This window comes from Halomonas halocynthiae DSM 14573 (assembly GCF_000425725.1).
GTDB classification, from domain to species: Bacteria; Pseudomonadota; Gammaproteobacteria; order Pseudomonadales; family Halomonadaceae; genus Halomonas; species Halomonas halocynthiae.
Window position 1 is genome coordinate 182,316 of the sequence record NZ_KE384439.1, and the last position, 12,336, is coordinate 194,651.

Genomic DNA, 12,336 nt, shown 5'->3' on the forward strand with positions numbered 1-12,336 from the left:
CACTGCGTTGACCTGTTGTTATTGCTATGCTTTGCTCACAGTTAACCAAGCAAGCGCTAGGGCGGCTATCGATGAATGTAGTGAATGACTCTCCACGTCGCAAGGAGTTGACGCGCCAAGCTGCTCAGTTATTCGTTCAGGAAGGCTACGATCGCACGACAGTGCGCATGCTGGCTAAGGAAATGGGTATCAAGTCAGGAAGCCTGTTCCACCACTTTAGTGACAAGCAGGAAATCTTGGCCGCTGTTATTGAAGAGGGCACCAAGAGTGCTTTAACCATTGCGCATCGGGCACTTGAGCTGTCTGACAGCAGCCCTGAGGCAAGGTTGCACGCTATGGCTCGGGCGCACCTTGAAACGCTGTTTACTGATCGTAATGCGCATGTTGTCGCATTGTACGAATGGCGTCGTTTAGATCAGCCAGCCAAGGAGTATCTGGTTCACCTGCGTGATGCTTATGAGGCGTTATGGCAAGGCGTTATTGATGACGCGTTATCCGCTGGTTTGATTAAAGGCGACCGTTTTCTGGTGTCATGTTTTGTGATGGGAGCGTTGAACTGGACGGTACGTTGGTATAACCCAGCGGGTGAGCGAACCCCTGAGGAACTGGCTGATGAGCTGGTCATTCTGATTATCCAGCGTGGCGGCTAAGCTGCGTTGTTAACTACCCAGGAGAGAGTTATGCAAGTGCATGATAAAACTTTTTTGATTACAGGCGCTGCGTCGGGACTGGGCGCGGCGACGGCGGAGCGCTTGGTGCAAGGTGGTGGGCGTGTGGTGCTGTGTGATTTGAGTGACGCTGTTGAAGCGCATGCCGCAACGTTGGGTGATGTTGCAGTCGCTGTGCGTGGCGACGTTACTTCTGGCGATGATATTCAAGCCGCAGTTGAGGCCGCCGTCGCGCTGGGAGGTCAGCTTGATGGTGTCGTGCATTGTGCCGGTGTGGTGAGTGTGGCCAAGTTGCTGGATCGCCAGGGTACGCCTGCTGATCTGGAGGCCTATGCGCGCACCGTGCAGATCAATCTGGTGGGCACGTTCAATGTGATGCGCCTAGCGGCGGCGGCGATGGCGACAAACCCGCCGAGTGATGACGGTGAGCGTGGTGTCATCATCAATACTGCCTCGGTAGCTGCCTTTGATGGTCAGGTTGGGCAGTGCGCTTACAGCGCTTCAAAAGCCGGTGTTGTTGGCATGAGCTTACCAGCAGCAAGGGAGTTGTCGCGCCATGGTATACGGGTTTTGGCGATAGCCCCCGGGGTTTTTGAAACACCGATGATGAGTGATATACCTGAAGACGCCGTGGCGTCACTGTCTGCTGCTGTGCCTTTCCCCAAACGCTTAGGCAAGCCGGATGAGTTTGCTCAATTGGCTGAGCAAATGATTCGTAACACCATGCTTAATGGTGAGGTGGTCCGCCTTGATGGGGGAATTCGTATGCAGTGACTTGGCGAAGTCGAGGGTTTGGTCTCGCAGACAGATGGGCCGATTTTTAATCAAGCGCTTGACTCGCTGCTAAGTCGTTGCCACTATCAAACGAACGTTTGAATTGGCGCTTTTATCCTCTAGCGCCCGTAGCCGAGGAAAACAACATGCCAGACTATCAAGCTCCCCTTCGCGACCTTCGCTTTGTCATGGACGAGCTGTTCGATTACCCCGCGCATTATGCCAACTTGCCTGGTGGCGATGACGCATCTCCTGATGTGGTCAATGCGGTACTTGAAGAGGGTGCGCGTTTTGCACGCGATGTATTACTGCCGCTCAATCGCCAGGGTGACGAGCAAGGGTGTCAGCTAAAAGATGGTGATGTCACGGCACCTGAGGGCTTCAAAGAAGCGTATCGGTTGTATGTGGAGAATGGTTGGCCGAGCCTTGCCGCAGATACTGAGCACGGCGGTCAGGGGTTGCCGCATTCGCTGGCCATGGTGTTGTCAGAAATGATTTGCTCCAGCAATCTGGCATGGGGGATGTATCCTGGGCTTTCACAGGGGGCTGCCGATGCGTTGCGTCATCACGGCACGGATGAGCAGAAGGCCACTTACCTGACCAAATTGGTCGAAGGCGTATGGACAGGCACCATGTGCCTGACCGAGCCGCACTGCGGCACAGATTTAGGCTTGATCAAAACCCGCGCCGTGCCCGACGCTGACGGTGGTTATGACATCAGTGGTACGAAGATCTTTATTTCTGCTGGTGAGCATGATCTGGCTGAAAATATTGTTCATTTGGTGCTTGCTAAGCTGCCTGACGCGCCTGCTGGTTCCAAGGGTATTTCTCTGTTTGTCGTGCCCAAGTACCTGCCTGATAGTGAAGGCAACCCAGGGCAGCGCAACGGCGTTAGCTGCGGCTCACTGGAACATAAGATGGGCATTCATGGTAATGCCACCTGTGTGATGAACTTCGATACGGCGAAAGGGTATCTGGTGGGTGCGCCCAATAAAGGGCTGGCCTGCATGTTTACCATGATGAATGCTGCGCGGATTGGCGTGGGCATTCAGGGGCTGGGCCTGGCTGAGGCGGGTTTTCAGAATTCTTTGGCCTATGCCCGCGACCGTTTACAGATGCGTGCATTGTCGGGTGCTAAAGCGGCTGATAAACCAGCCGACCCGATTATTGTTCACCCCGATGTACGCCGCATGCTACTGACCCAGAAAGCCTTTGCCGAAGGTGGGCGAATGCTGGTGCTTTATGTGGGGCAGTTGGTTGATGTGGTTGAGAAAAGTACTGATGCTGCTGCGCGCGAGCATGCCGAGTCGTTATTGGGGCTGCTGACGCCCATCGTCAAAGCGTTTTTGACCGAGGCAGGGTTTGAAGCGACGAACGAAGGTGTGCAGGTATTCGGTGGTCACGGGTTCATCCGCGAATGGGGTATGGAACAGCTGGTACGTGACTCGCGCATTACACTGCTTTATGAAGGAACGACTGGCATTCAGGCGCTTGATTTACTGGGTCGCAAAGTACTGATGGACCAGGGTGAGACTCTGAAGATGTTCACCAAAGAAATCCATAAGTTCTGCCAGGCGGAAGACGGCTCGCCAAGTATGGCGGAGTTTGTTCGCCCCTTGGCCAAGCTGAATAAGGAGTGGGGTGAGCTAACTATGGCGGTTGGTATGAAAGCCATGAGTGACCGTGAAGAGGTGGGTGCTGCCAGCGTCGACTACCTGAAATACTCAGGGTATGTCACCCTGGCTTACCTGTTTGCTCGTGCCGCAAGTCAGGCCAAGGCCGCGCTTGATGCGGGTAGTAGTGAAACGGCGTTCTATCAAGCCAAAATCAATACGGCGCGCTTTTATTTCGAGCGTCTGCTGCCGCGAACTCGGACACACCAGCAAAATATTCAGGCAGGTGGAGAGTCGCTGATGGCGATTAGTGCCGATGATTTCGGCCTAGGCTTTGAAATTTAAGTTGCCAGTAAACCGATAGTGCGATGTTGAAACAGCGCGGAGGGTGATCCTGCCGCGCTGTTTTTTGCTGAGTACACCCGGTTAATGTGAGTGGTTTTGTATGGCCGGTTTTGTATGACGGGTTCAGTAGGGCTGGCTCAGTACAGACGATAGCGTTTGTAGTCGGGGTGGCCGGTTTGCTCTTCGTAGGTTTTGCGATAGCGCTTGTATTCCCACTGGTATTGGGCGGGGTCTAATGCAATTGCTGCTTCAACGCAGGCATTGACGCCAGTAGCCGAGAGAATGTCGTCATTGCTGTAGACCCGTTCGTCGGCGGCCAGAAAATGAATGACGAAGCCTTTTCCTGGGTGGCGTACGGCAACGCCAGTGACGACTCGGGCTTCGGTTCGGGACACCAGCTTAGGCAGTAGCGTGGCAGTATACGCATCGCGGGAGAAAAAGGGCGCGAACACACCACTGCCCCAGGCGGGCTCTTGATCTGGCAGGATGCCGATAGCTTCGCTGCGCTTGAGTGCCTTGAGCAGCGCTGCGACACCGCGAGGATTCGTTGGTACCAAGGACGCACCCTGGCGCTCTCGGCCATGGCGAGTCACTGCGTCCAGCGCTTTGATTTTTGGTGGCTCGTACATGGCAGTGAAGGGGAAATGGCTGGAAAGCCAAAAGTTGAGCACTTCCCAGTTACCAAAGTGGGGCGCTAAAACAATCACCCCGCGGCCCTGTTGACGAGCCTCATCGAGTAACTCGCGCCCGTTAACGGCAAGAATTGATGCATTGATACGCTCATCTGGCCCCATCCAGGCAAAGCCAAGCTCCAGCATGCTGGCGCTCGAGTGAATTAGGCTATGGCGGGCAAGCCGCTGGCGCTGCTTGCTGTCCAGCTCGGGGTAGGTTTGGCCAAGGTTAGCCAAGGTAACTTCGCGCTCACGGCGGCTGAACTGCATGACAGCTGGCCCTACCAAGCGGGCCAGCCGCCACAGAGAGCGAAGTTGCCACTTGGACAACCATCGCCAAAGGGTGGTGGTTGCTTTGGCGCGAAAAATATCACTGCGTGTAGATGGGTCGGCCATGTGTATACAAACCAAATATCAATGAAGGTCTGGGGGTGATTCTGCTATGGAGTCTTTCTGTGGAGAAAGTCCCGTTTAGCCACATCGCACCTATCATATCCTGTCGGGCGCTTTCTCCCTAGTGACATAGCGTATCAGGCTGCTTGGTTCCTGCTGAGACCTAGGGCTAATGGTCAGCATCTAGGTTATATAGTTAACCTACTATCTAATTTACAGGTGTGTGTATTTTTCACGCTTGCGTTTTTGAAACCGCTTTGAGGAATTCCTTATGACCCCTTATGCAGCTCCGCTTCGTGATTTTCGCTTTGTGCTTGATGAGTTGCTTGAACACAGCTCGCTCAAGCTGCCAGCTTTTGAAGAGAGTGGCTCGGAGTTGCTAGAGGCGGTACTGGAGGAAGCGGGGCGTCTGACGGCTGAAGTGTGGGCTCCCCTCAATAGCCGTGGCGACCAGCAAGGCTGTACGCGCCGCCAGGATGGCAGTATTAGTGTGCCAGATGGCTTCGCTGATGCTTATCAGGCCTATGCTGATGGCGGATGGAATGGCATCGGAGTGCCTGAAGCGCTGGGTGGGCAAGGGCTGCCTGAGGTTGTTGCCAGTGCCGTACAAGAAATGCTCCACGCTTCCAATATGGCGTTGGGGTTGTGCCCAATGTTAACGGCAGGTGCTATTGAAGCGTTGGCGCATCATGGTAGCGATACACTTAAATCGCGCTATTTGGCGCCGCTGGTTGAAGGGCGCTGGACCGGCACCATGAACTTAACTGAATCGTCTGCTGGTTCAGATTTGTCAAAAGTTCGTACGCGTGCTGTTCCCTGCGATCCCGCTGAGGGGGATTTTTACCGCATCAGCGGCCAAAAAATCTTCATCACCTGGGGAGATCATGAGTGTGCTGAAAATATCCTGCACTTGGTGTTAGCACGCAGGCCAGATGCGCCCGAAGGTAATAAGGGTATTTCGTTGTTTATCGTGCCCAAGTTCTTGGTTAATGACGATGGCTCGTTGGGCAAGCGTAACGATGTGGTATGTGCCTCGATTGAACACAAGATGGGAATTCATGGTTCACCGACCTGTACCTTGAGCTTTGGTGAGAACGAAGGCGCTATCGGTTATCTGGTCGGGGAACAAGGGCGCGGCCTAAATCACATGTTCACCATGATGAATGAGGCCCGCCATAAGGTGGGTATTCAGGGCGTCGGCGTAGCCGAGCGCGCCTGCCAGCAGGCATTGGCGTATGCCATGGACCGTACGCAGGGGCGTAACAGCAAAGCGCGTGGTGGCCAGGAGTGTGCTATTGCTGAGCACCTGGATGTGAGACGCATGCTGTTGTCAATGCGTGCGCGTACTGATGCGTTGCGCGCCTTGGCACTGACGTGTGCGGCGCAGATGGATATTGCCCGCCATGCTGAGAGTGCAGACACGCGAAAGGTGGCTCAGGCCCGCGTTGATGTGCTGATTCCCGTGGTCAAGGGGTTCTCCACCGACCAGGCGGTGGATATTGCTTCATTGGGTGTTCAGGTGCATGGCGGGATGGGGTATATCGAAGAAACGGGTGCGGCGCAGTTGTTACGCGACGCGCGCATCGCGCCGATCTATGAAGGAACGAACGGCATTCAAGCGCTGGATCTTGCTGGTCGAAAGCTGTCTCAAGACGGCGGTGCGGCGCTGTCGTCGTTGCTTGACGAGGTTGAGTCTACCGCTGCGGCGCTAAGTCATCATGCTTCACTCGCCTCTCTTGGCAAGAGCTTGAGTGGCGGGGCGACAGATCTCCGCGCCGCCATGGACAGCGTATTGACTCAGAGTCGTGATCCCGAGACGGGTAGCGATGCCGTGCAGGCGTTGGCCTCGCCATTTTTGTCATTGACAGGACATGTGCTATGCGCCTGGCAAATGGGCCAGGCCGCACTTAAAGCGCAGGCTGAGCTGGAGGCTGGCAGCGAAGATGATTTCTATCGCACTAAGCTAGCCAGCGCTGAGTTTGCGCTGCATCACTGGCTACCGCTGGGCCGCGCCCAGCGTACGGTAATCGATGCGGGTGCGCAGTGCTTGCTGACGCTTAACCCTGCCGCGCTGTGATCCGGCACAATTAACTGGAGCCCTTTGGCATGAATACATCAATTTTTGAGCAAGGCTTGCCTGCTACCAAGGCCAACCATGTGGCGTTGTCACCGTTGACCTTCATCGAGCGCACTGCGTCGGTTTATCCTGACTATCCGGCGTTGATACACGGTAATCGTCGGCAAAACTGGCACACGACCTGGACACGCTGCCGTCAATTAGCATCAGCACTTTCTCAGCGTGGCATTGGTAAAGGCGACACCGTGGTGGCCATGCTTCCCAATGTGCCCGCTATGTTCGAGGCGCATTTCGGCGTGCCCTTGCTGGGTGCGGTGCTCAACACACTGAATATCCGCTTGGATGCCGAGGCTATCGCTTACATGCTGGAGCACGGTGAGGCCAAAGCGATTCTGGTTGATCCAGAGTTTAGTGAGGTCGTTGAGGAGGCTGTCGCATTATTGTCAACCAAGCCGTTGATTATTGATGTAGACGACGAGGAGTATGCTGAGGGGCCGCGTCATATCGGTGCATTGGAATATGAAGCGCTGCTGGCCGAGGGAGACCCTGATTATGCTTATACTCTGCCTGATGATGAATGGCAGGCCATTTCGCTGAACTACACCTCGGGAACAACCGGAAAACCGAAAGGCGTGGTTTACCATCACCGTGGCGCTTACCTGAATGCGGTCAGTAATATTCTTGAGTGGGCAATGCCGCATCATCCGGTTTATCTATGGACACTGCCGATGTTTCATTGCAACGGCTGGTGCTTCCCTTGGACTCTTGCCGCCGCCGCGGGTGTTAGCGTCTGCTTACGCCGAGTTGATGCTGGCAAGATCATGCAGCTGATTGCTGATGAGCAGGTAACCCATTTCAGCGGTGCGCCGATTATTCTTAATGGCCTGCTCAATCTGCCCGCTGAGAAAAAGCGCGAATTTACGCATCCGGTAAAAGTGACTACCGCTGGTGCTGCGCCACCGGCTTCAATCATTGCCGGTGTTGAGCGCATGGGCATTGATGTCACCCATGTGTATGGCCTGACGGAAGTTTATGGCCCAGTGACGGTATGTGCTTGGCGGAGTGCCTGGGATGAGTTGCCGCTAGAGGAGCGTGCCAAGATTAAGTCGCGTCAGGGCGTGCGCGGCCATGCGCTAGAGGCGCTGTGTATCGCTGACCCTACCACCCTTGAGCCGGTGCCCAAGAATGGCACAACGATTGGTGAAATCATGATGCGCGGTAATAACGTCATGAAGGGCTATCTCAAGGATGAAGCCGCTACTCAGCAAGCGTTGGATGGTGGCTGGTACCACACGGGTGATTTGGCGGTATGGCACCCCGATGGCTATATCGAGATTAAAGATCGCTCCAAAGACATCATCATTTCTGGTGGCGAAAATATTTCTACCATTGAGGTAGAAGATACCATTTACTCACATCCAGCCGTGGAAGAAGCCGCTGTGGTGGCGCGCCCTGATGAAAAGTGGGGAGAAACGCCATGCGCGTTCGTCAAGCTCAAGGCAGACGCGGGTGAGGTCACCGAGCAGGACATTATCAACTATTGCCGTGAACATCTTGCGCATTTCAAAGCCCCGCGTATGGTGATTTTTACGGATCTGCCCAAAACCTCCACAGGTAAAATTCAGAAGTTTGTTCTGCGCGAAGAGGCGCGTAGTCGTTAGGCTGAGCGTCAATTGAGATGTATTTTTACCAAGGAGCATCAATGAACAAGCAGCAAATCGGCGTGGTCGGTGCCGGCACTATGGGCCAAGGGATAGCCCAGGTCTTAATAACTAATGGCTTCGACGTGCAGTTGTTTGATGTGGCTGAGTCTGCGCTTGAACGTGCTCGTGGGGCTATCGGCAACGGGTTGGAAAAGCTGGTGAGCAAGCAGCGCCTGAGTGGAGCAGAGCAACAGGCGGCGCTGCAGCGGCTATCGACCCTGACAGCCCTGGATGGCCTTGCAGGGTGCCGCGTTATTATCGAGGCTGCCCCAGAAAATCCTGAGCTCAAAGAGCAACTTTTTCGTGACTTGAGTGCCTTGGCACCAAACGCGATTCTGGCTTCTAACACCTCATCACTTTCCTTGACCCGCTTGGCGGCAGTATGTGATTCGCCAGAGCGAGTGGTCGGCATGCATTTTTTCAACCCAGTGCCGGTGCTTAAGCTGGTGGAGATCATTCGTGCCGAACAGACATCTGACGCGACGGTGGCACATATTGAGTCGTTGACGCAGTCGCTGGGAAAAACGGCAGTGGCTGTTGCTGATATGCCTGGCTTCGCCGTTAATCGTTTGTTGGTGCCGATGATCAATGAAGCGGCATTTTTGTTACAAGAGGGTGCGGCAACGGCAGAAGATATCGACACGGCCATGAAACTAGGCGCAGCACACCCTATGGGGCCCTTGGCACTTGGCGATTTGATTGGCCTGGACGTGTGCCTGGCGATCATGGAGGTGTTATTTGAAGGCTTTGGCGACCCCAAATACCGCCCCTGTCCGTTGCTGCGGCGCATGGTGAGTGCGGGTTATCTTGGCCGTAAGAGTGGTCGTGGTTTTCATTGTTACGACTAGCTAATCGTTGCCGACCAACCAAGCGTTCGTTAGGGTGGGGTAGATTTCATGAATATGATCGTCATCTCTTCACAATAATAGAGGGTCTGAAATGAGCGAGCAGTTGATTGAGCGACAGGATAATGGCGGCATTGTGACACTGACTATCAGCCGTCCCAAGGCGCTTAATGCACTTAACAGCGCAGTAATTACTGAGCTGGAGCAGGTGTTAGTTTCTCTTGAAACGCGTGATGATCTTCGCGCAGTGCTGATTACCGGAGCGGGTGAAAAGTCATTTGTGGCTGGCGCTGATATCGCTGAGATGAAAGACAAAACGCCTGAGCAAGCTCGCGAATTTGCTGGTCAGGCATTGCGTACCATTAAGCGTCTTGAAAAGCTGCCGGTACCGGTGGTGGCACTGGTCAATGGTTTTTGTTTGGGCGGCGGCTGCGAGTTGGCGCTAGCCTGCGACTGGGCGGTAGCGACTGATAACGCTGTATTTGGCCAGCCTGAAGTACTGCTTGGTGTGATTCCAGGATTCGGTGGCACACAGCGATTGCCTCGTCGTGTAGGGCCGGCCATGGCAATTGATCTGGTAACTACGGGGCGTAAAATTGATGCGCAGGAAGCCTTGCGTATCGGCTTGGTTAACCGGGTTATGCCGCAGGCTGAGCTTGGTGCTTATGTTGACGAGTTGACGAAACAGCTACGTAGCAATGGTCCTCAGGCAGTACGTGGCTCAAAACAAGCCGTGCACGATGGTCTTGATCAAGATCTAGATAGCGCGCTTGCACTGGAAACCAGTTTATTCGCGTTGTGTTTTGCCGGTGACGAGCAAAGCGAGGGCATGAGTGCCTTTGTTGAAAAACGTAAAGCCAACTTCTAGAAAAACTGGCATTCGGTCAACCCTCAGAGGCAGTGATTAAGCTGCCTCTGGGCGTATGGCATCAGCGTCATATCGTGTTAAACACGTGTGGTACCGTCAGATTAGGCTGTGTGAGCGCCACGGAGCAAGTAACTCAGTGGGTTCAGTACCAGCCACGCATAAATGGCAATAGCGACTGCCGCTAGGCAGAGCGCGGCCCAGTCGGTCACCGTGCTAACGAAAGCCAGCCGAGAGTTAGTCAGCAGTGGCAGCCACCAGAACGCTGAAGCGCCAGCCAAAACAGCCATCAGCGCCGCTGCCAGGCAATGATGGCCGGAGGTGGCGTAGTGCTTCACCCGGGCGGTCAGCTGCACGAGTATCAGTACGGCCAGCAAGCTGAAAATGAGCGGTAAAAAGGGCGGGATGGCTTGAGTGAGGACGGCCACAATGCCGGAAATTGAGAAATTCATCGTAGGTTTCCTTGTGTGTTTTCGCGCTCAGACGCGGCCTTCGAGCATGGCGTAGTAGGCGGGGTGCAGCAGGTAGTCTTTGAGCACCCAAGTTTCGCTGGGAGAGTTATCTATGGCAAGGCACCGTTTTTTATTCAGCATGCCCAGTATGGCTACTGGCCTGCGAGATGCGTGGCGCGAGGGCTATGGTTTTTCAGATTTACGCCGGGATGTGATGGCGGGTCTGACGATTGGCACAGTAGCTGTACCGCTTTCCATGGCGCTGGCCATTGCAACAGGTGTGCCGCCACAGCACGGGCTTTATACGGCAATTGTTGCAGGTGCCATTATTGCTCTGTCAGGTGGGGCGCGCTTTAACGTCTCTGGCCCTACGGCAGCCTTTGTAGTCATTCTTTTCCCGATTGTTCAGCAACATGGTCTTGGTGGCTTGTTAATTGCCTCAATGATGGCTGGCCTCATTCTGGTGGTGCTTGGGCTGTCGCGAATGGGGAAGCTGATCGAGTTTGTGCCGTACCCAGTGGTGCTTGGCTTTACTGCGGGTATTGCTGTGGTGATAGCTACGCTACAGGTGCCTGATTTTCTTGGGCTGCAAACGGGCAAGATGGGTGAACATTTCATCGATAATGTCGGGCAGATTCTCGCTGCGCTATCTACCATCGCGCCCCTTGAAGTTGTTATTGGTATTTTCACCCTGGTCGTTATGCTGCTGTGGCCGCGTTTGAAACTACCTGTGCCAGCGCCGCTGGTCGGTCTAATTGCTGGTGCTATTGCTGCCTATGCGATTAACCGGTGGTTGATTGGTGGTGCCGAGGCGGCTGTTGAAACGATTGCTTCGCGTTTTACTTGGCAAGCTTATGGTGAAAGTGGCAGTGGCATTCCTCCTATTGCGCCCTCCTTCATGGCCCCTTGGGCACTGCCTGGGCCGGATGGCGAGCCGTTGACGTTAAGTTTCGAACTGATTCGAGAGTTGATTGGTCCTGCGTTTGCGATTGCGATGCTGGGGGCGATTGAATCGCTATTGTGCGCAGTTATTGCGGATGGGCTGACCAAAACGAAACATGACCCTAATGCTGAGCTGATTGGGCAGGGGCTGGGTAATATAGTGGCGCCGTTATTTGGTGGAATTACTGCCACGGCGGCTATTGCACGCACGGCGACGAGTATTCGCAGTGGGGCGCGTTCGCCTATTGCGGCAGTTGTACATTCTGGGGTGGTGTTGCTGACAGTTGTCGCGTTGGCTGGGCTATTAGGGCTAGTACCCATGGCGTCGTTGGCAGCGTTGTTATTCATTATTGCTTGGAACATGAGTGAAGCGCCGCGTTTCGTATTGACACTTCGGACTGCACCGCTAAGTGATGTGGCAATATTGGTGACATGCTTTGGCCTGACGGTGGTCTTTGACATGGTGTTAGCGGTGGCTGTTGGTATCGGCCTGGCGGCGGCGCTGTTCATTCGCCGCATGGCACTGCTGACACACACAGACCGTATCGAGCCTCAGGTGGATGTCAATGAGCCGGGCCGTAGCAATGCCTTTGCTGATGATGTGGCGGTTTATGACATTAATGGGCCGCTGTTTTTTGGTGTCGCCGAAAAAGCCTTAGCGTCACTGCGCATGATTGACCCCAGGGTGCGTACCACCGTTCTTGATATGAGTGATGTGCCTAGTATTGATGGCACTGCAATTGTGGCGTTACAGGCACTGATTGAGGACATGCAGCGGGCCGATGTAGCGCTGATATTGGTTGGCTTGCCATCACGAATTATTGTTAAGTTGCGCCGTGCGGGTGTTCGAAAAGCGTCAGGAGCCCTCACATATTGCAGCGATCTGGCCCACGCCAGCGCCGTGGCTGAGCGTTGGCAGCAACATAGAAAAGGGCAGAAAGGATAAGGAGGGCGGTATGTAGCGCCCCGCCCTTATTGCCTGCTTGAG

Annotated in this window: 10 protein-coding genes; 8 read left to right on the forward strand and 2 right to left on the reverse strand. The window is 54.5% G+C overall.

Features of this window, described 5'->3' with window-relative positions; all coding sequences use genetic code 11:
• Window positions 1-71: 71 nt before the first annotated feature.
• The 3 genes from H616_RS0106385 to H616_RS0106395 all read left to right on the forward strand — a co-directional run bounded on the left by H616_RS0106385 (window position 72) and on the right by H616_RS0106395 (window position 3,400).
• Window positions 72-650, forward strand: coding sequence for a TetR/AcrR family transcriptional regulator (locus H616_RS0106385; RefSeq protein WP_027966619.1), 579 nt, complete (start codon window positions 72-74; stop codon window positions 648-650).
• 30 nt (window positions 651-680) lie between these two features.
• A complete protein-coding gene (locus tag H616_RS0106390; RefSeq protein WP_027966620.1) occupies window positions 681-1,442 on the forward strand; it encodes an SDR family NAD(P)-dependent oxidoreductase in 762 nt (253 codons plus the stop codon).
• Between the two features lie 146 nt (window positions 1,443-1,588).
• Window positions 1,589-3,400, forward strand: coding sequence for an acyl-CoA dehydrogenase C-terminal domain-containing protein (locus H616_RS0106395; RefSeq protein ID WP_027966621.1), 1,812 nt, complete (start codon window positions 1,589-1,591; stop codon window positions 3,398-3,400).
• A 137-nt stretch (window positions 3,401-3,537) separates the two neighbouring features.
• Here the strand turns inward: H616_RS0106395 and H616_RS0106400 are convergent, their stop codons facing one another.
• Window positions 3,538-4,467 (reverse strand): lysophospholipid acyltransferase family protein, encoded by a 930-nt coding sequence (locus H616_RS0106400; RefSeq protein ID WP_027966622.1) that lies wholly within the window; start codon window positions 4,465-4,467, stop codon window positions 3,538-3,540.
• A 268-nt stretch (window positions 4,468-4,735) separates the two neighbouring features.
• Here H616_RS0106400 and H616_RS0106405 point away from each other — a divergent pair, with 268 nt between their 5' ends.
• The 4 genes from H616_RS0106405 to H616_RS0106420 all read left to right on the forward strand — a co-directional run bounded on the left by H616_RS0106405 (window position 4,736) and on the right by H616_RS0106420 (window position 9,957).
• Window positions 4,736-6,541, forward strand: a complete 1,806-nt coding sequence (locus tag H616_RS0106405; RefSeq protein WP_027966623.1) for an acyl-CoA dehydrogenase — start codon at window positions 4,736-4,738, stop codon at window positions 6,539-6,541.
• A gap of 29 nt (window positions 6,542-6,570) precedes the next feature.
• Entirely contained in the window at window positions 6,571-8,202 is a 1,632-nt protein-coding gene (locus H616_RS0106410) for an acyl-CoA synthetase (RefSeq protein ID WP_027966624.1), read from the forward strand.
• 41 nt (window positions 8,203-8,243) lie between these two features.
• Window positions 8,244-9,092 (forward strand): 3-hydroxybutyryl-CoA dehydrogenase, encoded by an 849-nt coding sequence (locus tag H616_RS0106415; protein WP_027966625.1) that lies wholly within the window; start codon window positions 8,244-8,246, stop codon window positions 9,090-9,092.
• Between the two features lie 91 nt (window positions 9,093-9,183).
• Window positions 9,184-9,957, forward strand: a complete 774-nt coding sequence (locus tag H616_RS0106420; protein ID WP_027966626.1) for an enoyl-CoA hydratase-related protein — start codon at window positions 9,184-9,186, stop codon at window positions 9,955-9,957.
• 101 nt (window positions 9,958-10,058) lie between these two features.
• Here H616_RS0106420 and H616_RS0106425 read toward each other — a convergent pair whose 3' ends face one another.
• Window positions 10,059-10,406 carry a hypothetical protein gene (locus H616_RS0106425; protein WP_027966627.1) on the reverse strand — a complete coding sequence of 116 codons (348 nt, stop codon included), beginning with the start codon at window positions 10,404-10,406 and terminating at the stop codon, window positions 10,059-10,061.
• A 112-nt stretch (window positions 10,407-10,518) separates the two neighbouring features.
• Between H616_RS0106425 and dauA the strand changes: the two genes are divergently transcribed.
• On the forward strand, window positions 10,519-12,294 hold the full coding sequence (gene dauA, locus H616_RS0106430; protein WP_027966628.1) for a C4-dicarboxylic acid transporter DauA: 1,776 nt from the start codon (window positions 10,519-10,521) through the stop codon (window positions 12,292-12,294).
• The last annotated feature ends 42 nt before the right edge of the window (window positions 12,295-12,336 follow it).